The sequence below is a fragment of the Mycoplasmopsis bovigenitalium genome (genome assembly GCF_900660525.1).
Classification (GTDB): Bacteria; Bacillota_I; Bacilli_A; order Mycoplasmatales; family Metamycoplasmataceae; genus Mycoplasmopsis; species Mycoplasmopsis bovigenitalium.
This window is the reverse complement of record NZ_LR214970.1, coordinates 487,570-508,256: the sequence shown is the minus strand read 5'-3', so window position 1 is coordinate 508,256 and position 20,687 is coordinate 487,570. Positions and strand designations below refer to the sequence as shown.

General features: G+C 28.4%; 22 protein-coding genes and 1 other RNA gene. 8 read left to right on the top strand and 15 right to left on the bottom strand.

The window, feature by feature from the left end; all coding sequences use genetic code 4:
* Positions 1-2 precede the first annotated feature (2 nt).
* From EXC34_RS02180 to EXC34_RS02160, 5 genes are all read left to right on the top strand, one after another.
* Entirely contained in the window at positions 3-1,085 is a 1,083-nt protein-coding gene (locus tag EXC34_RS02180) for a cell division protein FtsZ (RefSeq protein ID WP_129687729.1), read from the top strand.
* Between the two features lie 107 nt (positions 1,086-1,192).
* Complete coding sequence (locus EXC34_RS02175; RefSeq protein ID WP_129687728.1) at positions 1,193-1,894, top strand: 16S rRNA (uracil(1498)-N(3))-methyltransferase; 702 nt, start codon at positions 1,193-1,195, stop codon at positions 1,892-1,894.
* Positions 1,894-2,724, top strand: a complete 831-nt coding sequence (gene mutM, locus EXC34_RS02170; RefSeq protein ID WP_129687727.1) for a DNA-formamidopyrimidine glycosylase — start codon at positions 1,894-1,896, stop codon at positions 2,722-2,724. Before EXC34_RS02175 ends, mutM begins: the two co-directional genes overlap by 1 nt.
* On the top strand, positions 2,714-2,962 hold the full coding sequence (locus EXC34_RS02165; RefSeq protein WP_129687726.1) for a Smr/MutS family protein: 249 nt from the start codon (positions 2,714-2,716) through the stop codon (positions 2,960-2,962). Before mutM ends, EXC34_RS02165 begins: the two co-directional genes overlap by 11 nt.
* A gap of 54 nt (positions 2,963-3,016) precedes the next feature.
* Positions 3,017-3,616, top strand: a complete 600-nt coding sequence (locus EXC34_RS02160; protein ID WP_165001216.1) for a variable surface lipoprotein — start codon at positions 3,017-3,019, stop codon at positions 3,614-3,616.
* Between the two features lie 120 nt (positions 3,617-3,736).
* Here the strand turns inward: EXC34_RS02160 and EXC34_RS02155 are convergent, their stop codons facing one another.
* The 10 genes from EXC34_RS02155 to tuf all read right to left on the bottom strand — a co-directional run bounded on the left by EXC34_RS02155 (position 3,737) and on the right by tuf (position 11,251).
* The gene (locus EXC34_RS02155; protein WP_096387253.1) at positions 3,737-4,009 is read right to left on the bottom strand and encodes a hypothetical protein; all 273 of its coding nucleotides are present in this window, start codon (positions 4,007-4,009) and stop codon (positions 3,737-3,739) included.
* Positions 4,010-4,078: 69 nt separating this feature from the next.
* Positions 4,079-4,468: a transfer-messenger RNA gene (ssrA, locus tag EXC34_RS02150) on the bottom strand.
* Between the two features lie 137 nt (positions 4,469-4,605).
* Positions 4,606-5,517, bottom strand: coding sequence for a YwaF family protein (locus EXC34_RS02145; protein WP_129687724.1), 912 nt, complete (start codon positions 5,515-5,517; stop codon positions 4,606-4,608).
* Positions 5,517-6,872 (bottom strand): signal recognition particle protein, encoded by a 1,356-nt coding sequence (ffh, locus tag EXC34_RS02140; RefSeq protein ID WP_129687723.1) that lies wholly within the window; start codon positions 6,870-6,872, stop codon positions 5,517-5,519. The genes EXC34_RS02145 and ffh overlap by 1 nt, the downstream gene beginning before the upstream one ends.
* A gap of 7 nt (positions 6,873-6,879) precedes the next feature.
* Entirely contained in the window at positions 6,880-7,674 is a 795-nt protein-coding gene (locus tag EXC34_RS02135; RefSeq protein ID WP_129687722.1) for a GNAT family N-acetyltransferase, read from the bottom strand.
* Between the two features lie 56 nt (positions 7,675-7,730).
* A complete protein-coding gene (locus EXC34_RS02130) occupies positions 7,731-7,970 on the bottom strand; it encodes a YdbC family protein (protein WP_004418898.1) in 240 nt (79 codons plus the stop codon).
* 116 nt (positions 7,971-8,086) lie between these two features.
* Positions 8,087-9,019 (bottom strand): tRNA (adenosine(37)-N6)-threonylcarbamoyltransferase complex transferase subunit TsaD, encoded by a 933-nt coding sequence (tsaD, locus tag EXC34_RS02125; RefSeq protein ID WP_129687721.1) that lies wholly within the window; start codon positions 9,017-9,019, stop codon positions 8,087-8,089.
* The gene (tsaB, locus tag EXC34_RS02120; protein WP_129687720.1) at positions 9,019-9,576 is read right to left on the bottom strand and encodes a tRNA (adenosine(37)-N6)-threonylcarbamoyltransferase complex dimerization subunit type 1 TsaB; all 558 of its coding nucleotides are present in this window, start codon (positions 9,574-9,576) and stop codon (positions 9,019-9,021) included. Before tsaB ends, tsaD begins: the two co-directional genes overlap by 1 nt.
* Positions 9,576-9,968, bottom strand: coding sequence for a tRNA (adenosine(37)-N6)-threonylcarbamoyltransferase complex ATPase subunit type 1 TsaE (gene tsaE / locus EXC34_RS02115; protein WP_129687719.1), 393 nt, complete (start codon positions 9,966-9,968; stop codon positions 9,576-9,578). The genes tsaB and tsaE overlap by 1 nt, the downstream gene beginning before the upstream one ends.
* 92 nt (positions 9,969-10,060) lie before the next feature.
* Positions 10,061-11,251 carry an elongation factor Tu gene (tuf, locus tag EXC34_RS02110; protein ID WP_004418907.1) on the bottom strand — a complete coding sequence of 397 codons (1,191 nt, stop codon included), beginning with the start codon at positions 11,249-11,251 and terminating at the stop codon, positions 10,061-10,063.
* 323 nt (positions 11,252-11,574) lie between these two features.
* Here tuf and aspS point away from each other — a divergent pair, with 323 nt between their 5' ends.
* The 3 genes from aspS to EXC34_RS02095 all read left to right on the top strand — a co-directional run bounded on the left by aspS (position 11,575) and on the right by EXC34_RS02095 (position 15,075).
* On the top strand, positions 11,575-13,281 hold the full coding sequence (gene aspS, locus EXC34_RS02105) for an aspartate--tRNA ligase (protein WP_129687718.1): 1,707 nt from the start codon (positions 11,575-11,577) through the stop codon (positions 13,279-13,281).
* A 55-nt stretch (positions 13,282-13,336) separates the two neighbouring features.
* Complete coding sequence (gene pip, locus EXC34_RS02100) at positions 13,337-14,290, top strand: prolyl aminopeptidase (protein ID WP_129687717.1); 954 nt, start codon at positions 13,337-13,339, stop codon at positions 14,288-14,290.
* 104 nt (positions 14,291-14,394) lie between these two features.
* On the top strand, positions 14,395-15,075 hold the full coding sequence (locus EXC34_RS02095; protein WP_129687716.1) for a hypothetical protein: 681 nt from the start codon (positions 14,395-14,397) through the stop codon (positions 15,073-15,075).
* A 20-nt stretch (positions 15,076-15,095) separates the two neighbouring features.
* On the opposite strand, the gene EXC34_RS02090 is transcribed toward EXC34_RS02095, so the two are convergent.
* The 5 genes from EXC34_RS02090 to EXC34_RS02070 all read right to left on the bottom strand — a co-directional run bounded on the left by EXC34_RS02090 (position 15,096) and on the right by EXC34_RS02070 (position 20,573).
* Positions 15,096-15,902, bottom strand: coding sequence for a hypothetical protein (locus EXC34_RS02090; RefSeq protein WP_129687715.1), 807 nt, complete (start codon positions 15,900-15,902; stop codon positions 15,096-15,098).
* Positions 15,902-17,614: a GIY-YIG nuclease family protein gene (locus tag EXC34_RS02085; protein WP_129687714.1), complete on the bottom strand. Its 1,713-nt coding sequence runs from the start codon at positions 17,612-17,614 to the stop codon at positions 15,902-15,904. Before EXC34_RS02085 ends, EXC34_RS02090 begins: the two co-directional genes overlap by 1 nt.
* Complete coding sequence (locus EXC34_RS02080; protein WP_040539501.1) at positions 17,614-17,955, bottom strand: thioredoxin domain-containing protein; 342 nt, start codon at positions 17,953-17,955, stop codon at positions 17,614-17,616. The genes EXC34_RS02085 and EXC34_RS02080 overlap by 1 nt, the downstream gene beginning before the upstream one ends.
* A gap of 10 nt (positions 17,956-17,965) precedes the next feature.
* Positions 17,966-19,627: a hypothetical protein gene (locus tag EXC34_RS02075; RefSeq protein ID WP_129687713.1), complete on the bottom strand. Its 1,662-nt coding sequence runs from the start codon at positions 19,625-19,627 to the stop codon at positions 17,966-17,968.
* A gap of 121 nt (positions 19,628-19,748) precedes the next feature.
* Positions 19,749-20,573, bottom strand: coding sequence for a deoxyribonuclease IV (locus EXC34_RS02070; RefSeq protein ID WP_129687712.1), 825 nt, complete (start codon positions 20,571-20,573; stop codon positions 19,749-19,751).
* Positions 20,574-20,687: the final 114 nt, after the last annotated feature.

Here is a 20,687-nt window from a genome sequence, read left to right as displayed (position 1 = left end):
CAATGGAACCTGATGCAATAAAAATTAAAGTAATTGGTATTGGTAATGCAGGTTTAAATATTTGTGAGTCGCTAATTGAACGTCAAAACACAAATATTGAAATTTATGCAGCTGATACAGATAAAAATAAACTTAATAAAACCAAAATAACTAACAAAATTATTCTTGGAACTTCTCTAAATGGTTCAGGCACTGGTGGTGACCCTAAATTAGGAGCCCAAGCTGCTGAAGAAAGTTCTGAGCAAATTTCGCAAATCATAGATGATTGCAATATGTTAATTATTGTTAGCGGTTTTGGCGGCGGCACAGGCACTGGTGCTAGCGAAACCATTGCAAAACTTGCAAGAAATAAAAATATTTTAACACTTGCAATAATTACTTTGCCAATGGCTGATATAGTCGGAAAAAGAAAACTTGAATTAGCAAACAATTACCTAGAGAAATTAACCCAATGTGTAAATTCATATATGGTAATTGATAATAACAGAATGTTACAACAAAATGCTGAATTACCAATGTATCAAGCAGTTAAAATGGCTAATGTTGCCGTTGAAACAACTATTGATGTTATTGACGATATTATCAGCAATGTTAGTGATCTAAATATTGACTTCAGTGATGTTAAAAGTGCTTTAATAAATGGGGGTAAAATTGTTGTTGCTAGCGGAAAATCGCAAAATGGCGACAAAGTTGCTAATGCTTTTGAAGCAGCTAGAGACTCATCGAGTTTTATTGATAAACCCACAAGTTTCGCCACTTTACTTACCAATTGCACAGTAGATACAAAAATATCTTATGCAGACATTTTGGAATTAAGAAAAAAAATAATTGAAGAATACCAATTACCTGAAGATATTGATGGTAAATTTGGAATTGATTATAAAGAACATGAAGATTCGCGAGATGATTATCTAAAATTTAGTTATATACTAACTCAAGGAAATCATAATTCATCAACTAGCTATATTATTAATAATAATATGGATTTATCTCAGATAATAGATGACGAAATTACCAATGCTTTTAATTCTTATGATTCAAGTGATTCAATAAACAAAAACATTGATAAACTACCAGAATTTTAAATATGCATGCATTAAAGCCGGGTAACCGGTTTTTTATTTGAAATTTAACGATAATGAACTAATAAATGCAAGTTTTGGGTAAAATATTTATAAATTAAAGGGGTATTATGCACAGATTTTTTTGCGATAATAAACAAAACAATTCATTTCTTTTAGATAAAGACTTGCTACACCATATTAAAGTTGCTCGTCTAGAAAATGATGATTTTTTAATCAATTATCAAAATCAGTTTTATAAGTGCAAATTAAATAAAGAAACATTATGTGCCGATATTATTGAACAAGTAAATATTGATAATGAATATCAAAAAGATCTTGTGCTTGCCGCTCCAATAATAAAACCTGAGCGTTTTGAATGAATGATTGAAAAAGCTACTGAATTAGGTGTTAAAAAAATAATTCCAATGTTAAGTCAATTTTGCAATCATAAATATGCTCAAAATAATTTTAGTGACAAAAAAATGCAGCGTTATAAAGCAAAAATTTTATCAGCTGCTGAACAAAGTTTTCGTAATGTGATACCTGAAATAACAAGTGTTCAAAAATTTACCAATATTATTGATTTTTATGTTGAAAAAGGTTATAAATTGTATATTGCTCATGAATTAGTTTCAACAGATAACACTCTAGATAATATTGAAACTGATTCAGTTGTTTTAATAGGCCCTGAAGGCGGTTTTAGTCAAAGTGAAATTGATTATGTTGCAAGCAAAAATTATGATCAAATCAAAATAATTTCGCTTGGCAAAACAATTCTAAGAGCAGAAACCGCCGCAATTAAAATGCTAAGTAAAATTAAGGAGAAATAATGCCAGAGCTTCCAGAAGTGACTATTGTTGCCCGTGAACTTAATAGCAAAGTGAAAAATTTAACAATAAAATCTATACAAATAAACAAAGAAAAATTAATTAAGCAAATTGATCCTAATCAATTTAAAAATGAATTAATTGGTCAAAAAATTACTGCTGTAAAAAATATTGGAAAACACATAATTTTTGAACTTACAAATGATTTGTTTATAATAAGCCATTTACGAATGAGTGGTAAATATTCTTTTTATAAGGAGTTTCATAAGCCACAAATTCACGACCATCTAATATTTAGTTTAGATGGAGGTTTTTTATATTATAATGACGCAAGAGCCTTTGGTACATTTCACTTAAAAACCAAACAAACTATATTTAATAGCCCGCCATTGAATAAGCTAGCAAGCGAACCAAATAATATAAATATTAATGAATTACACAAAAAACTTAAAAATAGAAATATGCCAATAAAAAATGCGCTTTTAGACCAAACTCTTATTCTAGGTATTGGCAATATTTATGCCAATGAAGCTCTTTGAGAACAAAAAATCCATCCGTCTACTCCTTCTAAATTACTAGATATTAATACGTTAGGCAAACTTGTAAAATCTGCCGGCATAATAATGGATAAATCAATTGAATTAGGTGGCAGTAGTATTCAAAGTTATGAATCTATGAATAGAAAAAGAGGTTCATTTCAAAACTTTTTAAAAGTGCATGGCAAAAATAATCAAGCTTGTTCAAGATGCCAAACATTAATAATTAAATATAAATTAGGTGGTAGAGGCACATATTATTGTCCAAAATGTCAAAGAGGCGATTATGAGCTTTAAAATAGACTTGCACGGTAATAATGTTGAACAAGCGATTAGTAAATTAATCTTAGGTTTATTTCAAGCAAAAGAGCAGGACTATGATTATTTAGAAATAATAACAGGCAAAGGCACAGGTGCAATGCAAGTAACAGTTGAACAGTTTTTAGAAGATGAAAATTTAGAATATTACATTGAAAGAGAAGGCTGTTACATAGTTAATTTATCATATTATGGCTATTCAGATTATATAGATTAAACTAGCATTTATAGTATAATTACTATGCATATAATAAGTTTTAAGGAGATTAGTTTGAAAAAAATATTATTTTCACTTGGGGGAGTGATAACCTCATTTGCTGCTGTTCCATTTGTGGCTGCATCATGTAGTAAAGAATCAGAACAACAAAAAGAAAGAAAAGTTACAATTATAGATTTAAATGATGCATCTAAAACAGCTGGCGCTAAAGTTGATGGATACGACAAAGTTACATATCAAGACCTTGGCGATAGCATTAACCTTGACGGAATTACAGTTGATATTGATTGATCAAAGTTCAAAAGTGATAATTTTATAGATTCTAAATACAAAAAAGCAGGTTCTATAGGTCAAATTTTCATAAATACATATATCAATGCTACAACAATTTATGGTAAAGCAAAAAAAGGTGATGCTCCATTTAAAGGAATTGTTCTAGGCACCATCACTGGTTTACCAAAAAGTTTTTCAATAACAAATGCTGATAAACCAATTTACGAAAATAAAAACAAAAATACCTTAAATTCATCTGGATACATTGATTTATTCAAAGAAGGCGATAAAATTAAATTTAAATTTAGATTCTTTAAATATAATGGAAAAAGTATAGATCCAAACATTTCAACTCAAGTTTTTGAAGCAACAATTCAATAATTCATAAATACAAAAATGCACAAATAAATTGTAAATTGTGCATTTTTATTTAATCCTATAAAACATATAATGACTATTAATAATATTAATGATTTATTATTGGCAATAAATAGAACTAATTTATCTCACAAATATTTCACTAATCATTAAATATAATCCGCCAATTATTAATAATGATAAAAGAACGATTGCAATAATTGCAAGGGCACGTTTTAAAATCGCTTTGCGATTTTTTACTTTATCCTCACTAATTGAATTTCGAGCTTCTGCTAATAATTCTAGTCGTTTCTCTTTTGAAAGTTTTTTAATATTTTTTTTGTTTAGGGTTAGTTCTTCTTTTAATTCAATTGTTTCGGTCTGATTATGTGAACTAAATTGTTTGAAAATTTTCATAAGTTAATTTTAGCATTATTTAATATTTATATATTAAAAAACCCGCATTGCGGTTAGGTGCATTGCATATGGTGGAGATGACGGGAGTTGAACCCGTGTCCACATAATGAGACATAATAACACTTTTTACAGTTTAGCTTATTTATATACCACAAATAAACTAAATAAGCAAAAGCTCATTTGTGGTTGTGCTTATTTTTAAGAATTAATTTTGCACAAATTAATTCCGAGCCTTTAAACCACAGCAATAAATTAAGGCGAATTTATAACTGCACTAGTTTGCAAATTACGCAAAAACTAGATTTGAATGACTTTGTAGAGCGTTTGCTGCTACTAAGTGTTTTAGTTCAACTTGAACTTTGTTTTTATCTTTTGCGACTATAAAGCCTAGAAGTATTATGGTCTACCAAACCACTGATGTTATTAATACCCATTACATGTCGAAGCCATTACACCCCCACATATAATTTAATATACCACATATTTCATTGACACTTAATAAATAATTTAAGCATTTGCATAATTAGTAATTTAATAGTGGCCATATAGCATTTTGTAATAAAAATGAACCATAAATGGTTCATTAGTATAGTGTATTATTTGTTTTGAATATTGTTAACATGCTGGCAGTTTTTAAATTCAATTCATCTATCGGATTTTTTTACCGATATACTCATTTTTCTATTCATAAAGTCAATTTGAACTTTGTCTTGAACAATTCAAATAGCAACAAATATTGAATAAAATATTAATCCTAAAATAGTTCAAGTGAATAGGTTTCAAGGTCATTTAGATAAAACACCAAACAAGTTGGATTGGGAATTAACTTCATCTTTACCCAAGTATAAATAATTAGTTTGTCAGCCTTTTGGAGCGTAAATATATGTTACTAAATTAATGTTAAACATTATTAAGGCCAAGCAAATAAAGAATATAGTTGTAATAAGCAAGTCTTTTGCTTTTATTTGAATTCTATGGGTTGCAAGTAGCATTGAAGTAATAATAAGTAAAAAGCAATGGCATAAAATATAATCATAGTAGTACACTGAATCAATACCGATTTTTTGTGGTTTTGTAGCAGGCACAAAATCAAAACTAGGAAGCAATAAAGCAATTATGCAACCAATTATCGCTATTGGTCCAAAATACTTAATTAGATTTACTTTATTAAAAACTAAGCTTAATGCGGTAAACAATAGCATTAATCTGCAAAGATGGAAAGGTATTATTTCATAAATATTTGGGTATTTAGCAAATCAAAGAATTAAACTTCTCATACTCATAAACACTATGGTTATTGAACCAATTAGGATTTTTAAAGATTTTGATGAAAGTGTTCCTAAATGAATGCTTTTACTGTTATATCATATGTGGATAGGGTTTTTAAATATTCAAATTAATATAACTGCAAAGAATGAAATAACCACGCAAGTTATGTATAGGGCAAGACTTATTCCCTTGAAATAAAAGTGTTTATTATCGGGTTGTCATCGAAAGAATTCGAGCATTACATTCCTCCGCCAAATCCCATTTTAGTAAGGTCGCCCAAATTTCCGGATTTAATTTTTTTAGCCATTTCATTCATTTGTTTGCTCATTGATTCAAAATCATTGATTAATCTGTTGAATTCAAATGCACTTCGACCAGAACCAGCAAGAATTCTTGCTTTTCTAGATGCTTGTTTTAGTAATTTAGGGTTTTTGCGTTCTTTTTTAGTCATTGATGAAAGTAAAATCTCATATGAAGCAAATTTTGACTCAGCTTCTTGTATTTTTTCATCGCTAACTTTTTTAGCTAAACCAGGAATCATTTTTAAAATTGACTTCATTTTTCCTAGTTTTTTCATTTGGGCTAGATTCTGCATTAAATCATCAAGCGTAAAATCACCTTTTAGAACCTTAGCAACCATATTATTTGCTTGCGATGGGTCATAAACTTCTTCAGCTTTTTCAATTAAGCTTAAAACATCTCCCATTCCTAAAATTCGATCAGCCATTCGGTCAGGATAAAACAAGTCAAGGTTTGAAATTTTTTCTCCAGTACCTATAAAGCGAATAGGTAGGTTTAAAACTTTACACAAACTAAGAGCAGCACCACCACGTGCATCTGAGTCTAATTTTGTAATAATTGAGCCAGAAAGATTTAATTTTTCATTAAATGTTGAAGCAACGTTAATAATATCTTGACCACTAAGTGCGTCAGCTACAAAAAATATTTCATGCGGTTTTGCAATATGTTTTAAATCAATTAATTCATTCATTAATGCTTCATCAATTGATAATCGACCCGCTGTATCGATTATTATTAGGTCATTTTTGTTTTCATTAGCGTGCTCAATTGCTTGACGAACTATATTTTGTGCACTTTCGTTAATTCCTTTTTCGAAGAAATCTACTTGTATGCTTTTAGCAAGAGTAACTAATTGTTGGACAGCGGCTGGACGATAAATATCAGCAGCTACCAGTAAAGGTTTAGTAATGTGGTTTTTCTTACGTAAATAATAAGCAAGTTTTGCTGCCGCAGTTGTCTTACCAGAACCCTGCAAACCACACATCATGATTATGAATGGTCTGGCGGTTATTTTTAATTCATTTACTTGCCCGCCTAATACATTTTGAAGCTCAGTGTGAACTATTTTTATCATTTGTTGCGAAGCATTTAAAGAACCCACTAAACGTGAATCCATTGCTTTTTGTTTAACGTTAGCAACAAATTCTTTAACAACTTTTAAATTAACGTCAGCTTCTAAAAGTGCCATTTTTATGTCGCGAGTAACTTCTAGAATGTCTTCTTCATTAACCATTGTCTTGCGATTCATTTTTTCAATGGATTTTTGAATTCTGTTTTCTAAAAAATTAAACATAACCCTCCTATTTGACAACTATTGTGTACAAATGACCAATAGGTTTGTAGCCTAGCTCCTCATATATTTTTCCTGCTTTTTGGTTGTGGTAAAACAACATTGGAATTCTATTGTTTTCAATCACAAAATTTGAAATAGCACCAACTACTTGCGAAGCATATCCTTTTTTTCTGTGTTCTTCTAGTGTGAATACTCCACCTATTATACTAATATTTGCTGCGTTAATGGCAATAAGAGCACAAGAAACAACCTCATTATTAATTTTAATAATAAATGGGTTTGAAACATTTGAATCAAATGCTTGTTTATAAAGTTTTAGTTCTTTTTCGTAATCATTACGAAAATCTTTAAATTCGTCAATTTTCATTCGTGATTTAACAATTAGTTCAATATCTTGACTTTGTGCTTTTGTTGCAATGTTTTTATCTTGAATAATTTTTTGCTCTAATTTTGAAATTATTTGTTTGTGAACATCAAATTTGTTTTTTTGATTGAAAAAAACAGATAAATTTTCAAACATTTTACTTGATATATTAATATTTTTAATACCCTCTTTTTCAATGAAATAATTGATGATTTTTTCATCAATTAAATAGTAAGGGTCAAAATATAATAATGTTTGATTATAAATTAAAATTACATATTTAATTTTTGATTCTAATTCAAAAATAAATGTTGTATGAATGTTTGAGTGTAAACCAAAAGCTTCAATATCACCAATTAAAAAAAAGTTATTTTCACTATCTTGATTAAGAAATTCAATTATTTTTTTAGTCTCTAATTCAGTAGCTTTTCTAAGCATTTTTACCTCCTTAAAATATTAAAAAAACCTCTTTTAAAGGTTGTTGCAATAAGCTATTAAAGTGATTCAAGTTCTTTATCTAGTATTGCTTTTAGAGATTTTAATTCTTCGATTGTTAATGTGATTCCTTTTGATGAACGCGCGTGGTCTTCACTTCAATCTCTGATATCGTATTTAGCTTCACCATTATTTCAAGATACAAGGTTTAATTCTCTTGTGTAACCGCTATTTGTTTCAGCTATTTTTCCAATGTGGCGAACAATTTTGTTTGTTATTTCTGGTTTTTTGTATGCCATATATTCTCCTTAATAGAACCAATAAATACTAATATTAATATTATAATTATATTATAAATATTTAGTAATAATAAAAAAGTGCAAAAATTGCAATTTTATTGTATTTTTGCGGAAAATTAGCACTTATTTTTGATTTGTTCATACGCACACATTGCAATCATTGCACCATTATCAGTTGCGTATTTAAGATTTGGAACAAGCGCTTTATCACTTAATTGCATAAACTGTTTTCTTAGTTCGCTATTAGCGCTTACACCGCCAGCAAGCGTCAATGAATTTACATTGTATTGGTTAAGAGCTAATTTAGTTTTATTAATTAAATATTTAATTGCAGTGCGTTGAAAACTTGCTGCAATTTTATTTTTATCTATTTTTTTGCCCTTCATAGTTTGGTTATTGTAATAGTTTAGAACTTGCGATTTCAAACCACTAAAGCTAAAATCAAATTTATTTTCAGTTTGTGGCATTGTAAAATCAATAAATTCTCCATTGTAATTTTGGTAGATTTTATCAATTATAGGTCCGCCTGGAAATCCTAAATCTAATTTTGAACTAACTTTATCAAAAACCTCGCCTACAGCGTCATCAAGTGTTTGACCAATAATTTCAATGGCAAATGGCGAATTTACAACCATTAATTGAGTGTGCCCACCTGAAACAAGCAAGCATAGAGATGGATATTGTATTTTTTGTTCAATTGCGTTAGAAAAAAAGTGACCGTGTAAATGATTTATTGGAATTAATGGTTTATTTAGGGTCAAAGAAAGTGCTGATGCGAATAAATAACCAATTTGCAATGTACCAATTAATCCAGGTTTTTCAGTATATGCAATATAATCAATTGAATTGAAATCAAATTCATTTAATAGTAATTTTTGAATTAAATTTATATTTTTTACATGCAATCTTGAAGAAATTTCAGGAATTGTTCCGCCAAATTCTTTAAATATATCAATTTGACTGATTGCTTTCATTGTCAAAATCTTGCCATTTTCCAATAGGGCAATTGATGTATCATCATGACTTGTTTCAATACCTAATATTCTCATTATTTCTTAACTCCTATTTGCGGACTTTTTATGTAGTATGGTTCAATATTCATTAAATCTTTATGCATTGTAAATAAACTAGAATAATCCTGAAAATTTTCAATTAGATTTTCGTAATTAATAAAATCTATTTCTTGATTTTCTAATTGTTCAATTTTTATGTTTTCAATTGAAAATATATTGTTATTGGTCAAATATTTATATACTTTACCACCTGCTGCATTTATTGAAAATGCTTTTTTTCATGGGTTTTGTTTTGCAAGAATTTGCATTGAGCTAATTGTATGAATATTTGCATTAGTCATTAGGGCAATGGTTCTTAGAAAGACTAATGATATTCTTACGCCGGTAAAAAATCCGGGACCAAGATTAATGTAAAAATCGTTTATATCATTGATTTTAATATTGTTTTCAATTAATATTTTTTGAACGTATTGCGGAATAAGGGGGACTTTTTTTGGTTGGTTTTCAATGATATATGAATTTAATTTGTTGGAATTATTATCGAATAAAGCAATGACAAAATCATCATTTGAGGTATCTAGAAAAAGTTTCATTATTTTACCTCCTCAATTAAAAATACGTGTTTTTCGCAATCTAATTTGATTCTAATATCAAGATAATTTGTGTACATATGGGATATATTATCAGACCATTCGATGGCAACAATATTATCTAGGTAATAGTCTTCAAATTCATCTAAGTCTTGTGTTAAGTTATATGCATCAATATGAATTAAACCCTCATACTCCTTCATAAAATTAAATGTAGGTGAGGTTATGTTATCTTTTATACCAATTAACTTTGCTATTTCTTTAACTAATGTTGTTTTGCCCGCTCCTAAATCACCGTTAAGAAGTATGATTTTTGATTTTGTTAGATTTTTTAATACATATTGTGCCACGTGTTGGATATTTTCATTGTTGTTTGTTGTAAAAATTTTGACCATTACTGCCCCTTAGATATTTAATAATAATTATTATACTTAATAAGAATTTTTATTAAGCAATAAAAAATAGGGCAATGCCCCATTTTGAATTATTATTTAATAATTTTTGTAACGTTACCGTAACCTACAGTGTGTCCACCTTCACGAATTGAGAATTTAGTTCCTTCTTCAACTGCGATAGGAGCAATTAGTTTAACTGTTAGTTCAACGTTTTCACCTGGTGTAACCATTTCACGGCCAGCTTCAAATTCAACACCACCTGTAACGTCTGTTGTACGGAAGTAGAATTGAGGTTTATAGTTTTTGAAGAATGGTGTGTGACGTCCACCCTCATCTTTTGTTAGAACATAGATTTGAGCTTGGAATTCTGTGTGAGGAACAATTGAACCTGGTTTTGCTAGAACTTGACCACGTTCGATAGCTGATCTTTCAACACCACGTAGCAATAGACCTGCGTTGTCACCAGCTTGAACTTCTTTAAGGTTTTTTCTAAACATTTCCATACCTGTAACAACAGTTTTTTTGGTTTGTTTTAGACCAACGATTTCAACTTCTTCGTTTAAGTTTAATCTACCACGTTCAACACGACCTGTAGCAACTGTACCACGACCTGAAATTGTAAATACGTCTTCAACTGCCATTAAGAATGGTTTGTCGAATTCTTTAATAGGAGTTTCGATTCATGTGTCAACAGCGTTCATTAACTCCATAATTTTTTCTTCTCATTGAGCTTCACCAGCTAAAGCTTTAGCAGCTGATCCACGGATAAATGGAGTGTTGTCGCCATCAAAACCGTATTTTGATAGAAGTTCACGAACTTCCATTTCAACTAGGTCAACCATTTCAGCTTCATCTTCTGAAAGCATGTCTGTTTTGTTTAAGAAAACAACCATACGTGGAACACCAACTTGTTTTGAAAGTAGAATGTGTTCACGTGTTTGAGGCATAGCCCCGTCAGTTGCAGCAACAACTAGGATAGCACCATCCATTTGTGCAGCACCGGTAATCATGTTTTTAATGTAGTCGGCGTGACCAGGACAGTCAACGTGTGCATAGTGACGAGCTTCAGTTTCGTATTCGATGTGTGAAGTATTAATTGTAATACCACGTTCTCTTTCTTCTGGTGCGTTGTCAATTGATGCATAGTCACGAGCTTCAGCTAAACCTTTTTTAGCTAATGTAGAAGCAATAGCAGCAGTAAGAGTAGTTTTACCGTGGTCAACGTGACCGATTGTACCGATATTAACGTGTTCTTTTGAACGACTAAAATCTATTTTTGCCATGTTATATATTTCCTTTCATTTTGTTAAATATAAATTGTTTTAGCGCTAAACCAACCTAAGTGCGGCCTTTCATCCGCATCCTATCCATGGCTAATTTATTCGATCAATAAAATAGCACTTTAATTTTAGCAAAGAAACAAATTTAAAAAAATATTTATGTAGCTTATTATAATAATTAAATTAAATAATTAATAATAATTATAAATATTTATTTTTGAAAATGCTTGACAATTTTGGCAATTGCAATATTTAATAATTTATGTTAATTTTTATATTGGTAAATTGTAAATAAAATATAATTAAAATCAAAATTTAGGAGAATAATGAAATCAAAATATATCAATAATTCAGAATTAGGTATTAATAATATTGGCCAAAAAGTAACAATTCACGGCTTTGTTGCAAATAAACGTCGTTTTGGTGAATTAACATTCATCGATTTAAGAGATAGAAGCGGAATTGTTCAATGTGTTTTCAATAAAGATGTTCATATTAATAAAGAAAGTGTTATTGAAGTTAGTGGTCAAGTTGTAGCTCGAAAAAGTGTAAATAAAGACTTAAAAAGTGGCGCTATTGAAATTATTGTTGAAAATTATCTTATTTTTTCAGAGTCGCTTGAAGAATTACCTTTTGCAATTCGCGATGATATAAATGTTAACGAAGATTTAAGACTAAAATATCGTTTTTTAGACTTGCGCAGAAATAAGATGCAAAATAACATAATTTTAAAAAGTAATTTAATGTTTGCTGTGCGTGAATTTATGCATAAAAATGGCTTTATTGATATTGAAACACCAATGTTGGCACGTTCAACACCTGAGGGCGCTAGAGACTTTTTAGTTCCAACAAGAAATGCAAATGAATTTTGAGCATTACCACAAAGCCCGCAACTTTTTAAACAATTATTAATGGTATCTGGCTTTGAAAAATATTATCAATTTGCAAGATGTTTTAGGGATGAAGATGGCAGAAAAGACCGTCAACCCGAATTTACTCAACTTGATATTGAGGCTGCATTTTTAAATGTTGAGGATTTTCAAAAATATATTGAAGAATTGTTTAAGCATATTTTTGCTCAACTAGGTCTTAATTTAGTTACACCATTGGCAAGAATCAAGTATTTTGATGCTTTAAGAGACTATGGAACAGACAAACCTGACTTAAGATTTGGATATAAAATTGAAGATATAAATGATTTTTGCTTAGATACTGATTTCGATATTATCAAAAATTCTCCTGCAAAAAGACTATTGCAAGTAGATACAATAATTACTAAAAAAGATTTTAAACAACTTGCGGAAATTGCTCTGAAAAATAAAGCTAATATTTTGTTTTATTTTGTTGTTGAAAATGGTGAAATTACACATAGTAATTTTGCCAACAAAGTTTCCCAATCTGTATATAATCTAATTGAAAAAAGAAAAAATAAACACGGTTCTTATTTCATTGTTGCTAACACATATGAAAACTGTTCAAAAGCGCTTGGAGCTGTTCGTGTTGAATTAAACGAAATGTTCCAATATGCCAAGGCAGATACATATCATTTATCTTGAGTTACTGACTGACCAATGTTTGAATATGATGAGGAAAATAACTCTTGACAAGCAGCACACCATCCATTTACTCAATTTGACCATGAATTAGATGAATTGGATTCATTGCCACTTGATAAAGTCATGGCTCGAAGTTATGATTTAGTTTTAAATGGATTTGAATTAGGTTCGGGTTCTGCAAGAATTTACGACTCTAAAACACAACAAAAAATGTTTGAAATGATTGGTATGGATAAAGAAAAACAACAATCAAAATTTGGTTGATTCATAAACTCATTTAAATATGGTGTTCCTCCTCACTGTGGAATTGGTTTGGGTCTTGACAGACTTGTGATGATTTTGACCAATGAAAAAAGTATTCGCGACGTAATTGCATTTCCAAAAAATGCAAAAGCGCAAGATGTATTTACTCAAGCGCCAAGTTCGGTTGATAAAAAACAACTCGATGAATTATTTATTGAAGTCAAAGAAGATTAGTATAAAAGTTTGCATTTTAAGACTTTCCCGTTTGGGAAAGTTTTATAATAATTTTATGAAAAGTTATCTTAAATATTTGTATCCAGAAATAGAACCTTATTTAAAAAAATTTTATAATCCTAATGATAGCGAACACAAAATTTACTATGAAATAAGCGGGAATCCTAATGGTATACCAGTCGTTTATGTTCATGGCGGGCCAGGCGGTGGAACTAGTCCTGTTTGTCGCAGATTTTTTGACCCCAAAAAATACAAAATTATCTTGATTGACCAAAGAGGTTGTGGCAAATCAACTCCATCGATGCTTACAAATAACAATACAACGGATTTTTTGATTGAAGATTTGGAGAATATTCGCAAAATTTTAAAAATTGACAAGTGAATTCTTTTTGGCGGTTCATGAGGCACTACTTTATCACTTTGTTATGCAATAAAATATCCGCAAAATGTATCAAAATTAGTTTTAAGAGGCATATATCTTAATCGTCAAAGTGATGTAGATTGATTATTTCAAGAAGGAGCAAGTTATCTTAAACCAATCGAATTTGAAAAATATACTTCAATTTTGAGTCCAGAGCAAAAGAAAAATATCCTAAACTCATATTATGAAATGATGAATAGTAATGATGAAAATATTCGCAATAAAGCTTTTATACATTGAACAAATTGAGAAACAGCTCTAATTAGTGTTAATAAAGTTAATTTTGACGCACATAAATATCCAAAAGAAACTGCTGAAATAGCTTTTTTAGAAAACTACTATTTTTACAATAAAGCATGAATGCCTGAAAATTATATTTTGAATAATATTGACAAAATTAAACATATTGAAACTTATATTGTGCACGGAGAATATGACATTGATTGTCGCCCATCTGGAGCATATGATTTGCATAAGGCAATGCAAAATTCAAAATTATTTATGTTAAGTAAAACCGCGCATACACAGAGAGAATGAAAAATCGCAAAAACTCTTGTTAAAATTATGGATAATTTAACTTTTAATTAAATATATTAATTAATAATACTCGTTATGACTGTATAATTTATAAGCATAAAAATCGTGTTTATTGGTTAATCATCAATTGAGTTTATGCTGAAAATGGAGGAAAAATGCTAATTAGACTTACAAGAGATTTTTTAAAACAAATGCCACTATCAATTTTGACTGCTTTTAAAATCGAAAACTTTACAAATGTTGTAAAAAATGAAGAAAAATACAATGAATTGAAAAAAATGGCAATTGAAGTATTAAATGACAAAAACAAAATTGATGAATACACAAAAAACTTTATTTCTAAAAAAATAAAGCAAAATTCATTTTTGGAAGTTGTTAAAAAAGGGCCTAAAGCTTTTGAAACAAACGATGCTCTTCAAAATGTTATTAATATGTTAACTATTTTGAGAGGATTTACATTATCTAATATCGTTATCGATAATTTATTTGGTAAACTAGACGTTTATAGCGATGATAAAGGATTAATATTTACAAATAACAATCAAACATTGGGTCACGTGTTTAATAATGGGATTGAAAATTCTTATAATTTTGACAAATCAATTCTATTTCTAGAATCAATGGACGAAACCAAATATGAACATTATTTGAAATCAATCACTATTACTACTGAGTATTTGGGTACAATTTTTGATTTTAAACCAGTTCGTAAAATTTTAACATTAGTTAGTGATACTGCGTATACTTTCTCACAAGCTGAAATTGATTGAACAACTGAAGGTTGAGATTTATTTGGAGAAGTTGCTCTTATTCGTAAAAAATCTTGTCACATTTAAAAAAATGCCGCGAGGCATTTTTATTTGACAATACTAGAAACTTTTTCAATTGATTTTTCAATACTTTCGCAAATTCCGTCTGCAACTAATTGATTGATAACAATGCTACAAATTAAGTGCAATTTGTCATCTAAATTAAGCTCTTGTTTGAAAAAGAATTTATCAACTTTTGAAATATATCAACGCACCATTTTAACAGGAATGTTTTTTGTTTTTGTAAATGTTGAATTTCTTGATAAATCTTTTGACCACTCTTTTTCAATATTTACGCTATTTTCTTCATGATATTTATTAGTAAACGAGTCTTTAAATCTGTATAGGAATTCTCCGCTTTTGAATCTTAACTCATTTTCTAAGCAGTATTTTTTGACTTTTTCTCAATCAATTTTGGTATTTACTTTGATTTTTTTGTATTTTATTATGCAAATCAAAAGTACTAATAAATTTAATGTGAAAATAATTGATATCAAAATTATATAGTTTATTCGATTTGATTTAAGAATTAATGGGTCTTTTACTAAAAACTCATTTAAAATCAATGCAATAATTAACATAATTAATGTTATTAACGCAGTGATAATATATTGGAAAATTTGGCTTAATTTAACAACTTTAATGTCAGCAAATATAAATTTTTTTTCGAGATATGTTTTATTTCCATATAGTATTTTTCGAATTAGTATGACTTGCAGAAATAATGGTGCAGCAAATAAAATGAATATTGATATGTTAATTAAATTTGTGGTTGTGAAATACCCGACTGAATCACTTGCTAGTGAATTAGACATGTTTGACATATAAAAATTTTGAACTGATAATCTTCACATTAGTCCTCCAATAAAAAATCTTTGTTATATATTTTCAATGCTAAATTTTTTGGTAATACTCTTTCGAGTTCTTCAATTGATGCGTTATAGATATTGGAATATGTCCTGAAATGTTCAATGAGTTTTTGTTCATATTTTTCACCTATACCTTTTATTCTTTGAAGTTTGCTTTCTAGCGAAAATATTTTTTTTCTCTTTCAAAAATGTTCTTTTGCAAACCTATCAACTTCGATTTGTACTTGTGTTAAAAAGTTTTTAAGACTGGGTGGTTCTATATTTTGTACATTTCCATTAACATCAATTATTTTACTTGTTTTGTGTTTATCATTTTTTACCAAACCAATAATATTTATATTGAAATTGAGTTTTTTCAAAACTTTGTGAATTTCATTGATTTGTGCTTTTCCACCATCTGCAATAATTAAATCCGGGAGTAAATTTTCATCAATATTTTTGAAGTATTTTTCTGTTGTAAGTTTCATATATTCAACATCGGCTTCACGAGAATTTATTTCAGAGTGATTGAATTTTCTATAATAATATTTGTTTTTCATTGCATTTGTGTATGCAACAGCAACACCGACAGGGTTCTCATTTGATAAAGTTGAGTTATCAAATGCAATTATATTTGAGCAAATCATTCCATTTGTGTATTTTGATAACTGCTTTAGAATTTCATAATTTTTTTGCTCAATTGACTCGGATTTGTGTTGATTTTGTTGAAAATAGTTATTCAAGTTTATTTGGGCAATTGATAAAATTTTTGAGTAAGAACCTTTTTGCGGAATTACAAAGTTATAATCAATGACATCTAACAATAAAGCTTGCCCAATTTGTTCACTTATTATGATTTGGTCAGGCTTTATTTTATTTTTATAGAAAACTCTAAAAAAGTTATTGATTGTTTCATTAAAATCAATTTGAATAGGAATAGTCATATCGTCTTTACCAATAAGATTTCCGTGTCTATAGTACAAAACTGTTATGAAAATGTTGTTTAAATTTGATTTTGCAGCAAAAACATCAACATTTTGATATTTATTTAGTTCAATTACTTGGTCTTGGACTAATTTTTCTAAAAAGATTAAACTTTTTTTAATGTCAAGAGCAATTTCAAATTGCATATTTTCAGCCGCATTTAGCATTTTTGTTTTTAATTGCGATAAGTAATCTTTATTGAATTTGATTAATGATTTTATTTTTTCAAATTTGCTTTCTCAAAACTTTGGATCTGAATTAATAATTTTTAACCCATTTTCATAATGAGCTTCTCTTTGTAATAATTTGAGTATTTCAGTTGCGCCCCCGGATGAAAAAGGGCCAAAATATATTACATCGTTTCCGCGCTTATATATTTTCCTTTCAATTGAAATATCAATTGATTTGGTCGATTTTTGAATCTTAATATAAGGGTATCTTTTGTCGTCTAAAAGTAGTATGTTGTATTCAGGATTAAATTTCTCAATAAATTGCTTTTCTAGTAGTAACGCCTCTTTATTGTTTCGAACTAAAAAGATTTCAAAATCACAAATTTTTTGAACGAGTGCGTGTGTTTTATATGAGTTTATTGCCCCTTCAAAATAATCATGCATTCTTCTGTGTAAATTTATAGCTTTACCTACATATATGACTCGATTTAATGAATCTTTTCAAAGATAAATGCCGGGTGATTTTGGCAAATTTGACATTTTTTGTTTTAATTCGGGATTCATTATTCAAGATTTTCCTCAATAAAGTCAATGATTATTTCTTTAGGATAGATACCAGAACCACTCCTTTTTACTTTGTTATTGTATATAACTATAAATTTTGGTGATTGTCAAATTTTATATGAATCATTTATGTCTTTGTATATATTTGTTTTTTCAATATCAACGTTCATAAACTTAACATTTGAGTTGTGTTTAAATTGTTCCTCAACTTCCTCATAGGTATTTAACATAGTTAAAGAATCAATATCATTGCTTTTTGTGAAACATACAAAAAATATAACAGATGAATTAACTCTGTTTTCAATTGTGCTTTGAACTTCATCTCATGTATATTTTTTCACGTTAACCTCTTTATTCAAATGGGCTTATTCAATCATATTCATCATTTGGTTGTTCTTTAATAGAATCAACACTATTTTCATAATGTTCTATTTCTTGTGTGTTTATATTCACAAATTCCATTGAATTTTGTGTTTGTTTATTCATGTTTTGATAATTATTTGTATTTGTGATTTCTGTTTGTATTGAGTCATTAAGTAATAATTCATTAGTGTCAATTAATACAAAGTTATCGCTAACTGAATTTTTAATAGTTGGCTTTATTTCAACTTTCATCGAAGAGGTTTGTGACTCTGGTTTTAAAATAATGTCACAAGTTTCGTCTTGAATTTCATTTAATGTAACGGTATCAATGCTTCTTAATTCAATTGTTCTGTCGATATTTTGGTTGAATTCATTTAAATCATTTTGCTCATTATTTTGTTCATTATTAATTGAATTATTATCAATAATTTCTTGATTAATGATATTTGTTTTTTCTTCTGTCGTAGGTGATGCAAATTCTACTTGTTCGAGTGTATTTTCAGTGTTTTGGTTATTTTCTATAATTTCAGTATTTAACAGTGTATCATCTTGCTCTAATTGTTCTTCAATAATCACTGTTTGGTGTTGTGGAGGTATATTTTTTACTGATTCAATATTTTGTTTTGCAAGTACTTCATCAACAAGTTTCTTAAACTTCATCTCATCAGATTCTTCTTTTTGTTTAGTGGATTTAATATGTTCATAATACTTAAAGGTTTCTATATTAGTTGATAATATTTCGTGATTTACCTTAATAAGTTTCAATATTTTTTTCAATGATGTTTGTTCAATATCAATTTCAAGGATTTTACATGCCTTGTCGATGAATTCAAAATATCTTTCAACTTCTTGTGTATAAATAAATAATGAATTTATCTTTTTTAAGTTATTTTTCAATTCAATTGGTGTTTTTTTGCTCGAATATTTTTTAAAGTATTTTATAGGATTTATTGTTGTAAAAAACAACCATGAAACTATTTGAATTGTTGCACAACTTAAAATCATTAAATATGGTCCAAATGAAATAACATGCAAAATATTAAAAATTGTATCAGCTAAAACACCAATATTTCCCTTTGCATTTGGAATTTCTAGTGCTTTTTGCGGACCCTGTGTAAACGAATAATATCATCCACGCAAAAATATATTTTTTAAATCGTTTGTTGAGTAAAATCAATTATTTTCTAATTCACGCTTGCTTAATAATGTTCAATGATAAAGCATAACAACACAAACTATTGAGCTCCATAAAATAAGTTTTAGTCTTTTGCTTATAAATCAATAATCAATTTTTAAATGCTCACTAAATCACTTAAAATAATACTTTTTAAGAAACAGTTCTAACCAATTAATAATTAATGAAAGTAGAACACCGATGATAATAAAAATTGTTAAATCACCAAAAACTAAACCAACTGAATAAAGATAAAGAATTTCTATAACATTGGCTGTGTTTTGGTCTTTAATTCAATTGCTGCCATACTGTATTAAAATGAAAAAGGCACTAATAAAAAGTAAAAAAAGCAATTTCAAAAACTCAACACCAGCTATAGCCTTCTTTGTTGTTAAAATTTGATTTTTTTGCTTTTTTTCTACATTTATAAAATACGGATTTTTTTGCTTAACTTGGTTCTCTAGTGATTTAGTCATAGTTAAATTATACATTTAAATTAAATTACTAATGTTAATATTAAATATAAAAGAATTTTGATTTTTTATTTGCTAAAACTAAATATTTTTTCTCAATTCAACTGAAAAATGAATAAATTAGTTAATTTAACAACATTTCAATTTCTTGTTTGTAAATTGGCCCTTGGTCTGTTCAAGGAGTTTCTAAAATAATTGGAATGTTATCAAAGTCTTTATCAAATACAAATTTTTTAAGCGTTTCTAGACCAATAAATCCTTTACCAATATTGGCATGACGGTCTTTATGCGATGATAAGTCATTTAATGAATCATTTAGGTGGATTACTCGCACATTTTTTAATAAATCAAAATCAATAAGTTGTTTTTTAAACTCTTCATAATTTTTTAAATTATAGCCAGCATCTCATAGGTGACAAGTATCAAGACAAATTTGAAGTCTTTCATTAGCCACTTTATCAATAACGTATTTAATTTGTTCAAAATTCTTACATATTTCAGTGCCCTTACCCGCCATTGTTTCCAAACAAATAACTACATTTGATGTTTTTTCAAAAACTTTATTTAAATTTTCGCAAAGTTTGTCAAGTGTTTGATCAATGGTAAATTTTGTGTGTGCTCCTGGATGTAAAACTAAATATTTAGCTCCAATATAATCAACTCTTTTGATTTCTTCAATCAAAAATTCAACAGCAAAATCACCTTTTTCAATCGAAGCTAAATTGATAATGTATGGCGCATGAACAATAATGTCTTCTGGTTTTATTAGCTCAGAAAAGTTTTTTTTGTATTCTTCAAGCTTGTATTTTTCGACACTGACTCTACGAGTTGTTTGAGGAGCACCTACATAAATCATCATTGTGTTTGCGCCATTTTCAATTGAAGTTTGGCAAGAATTAGTTAAATAATCTGGCGCATTAAAGCTAACGTGAGATCCAATTTTAATCATAAAACTCCTAATAAATCTTTATTGATTTTAAATTATAAATATTTATTTATATGATGCATAACATATTTATCGCAAAAGCGACATTCTAAAATATATCTTACTTAGAAAAATAAA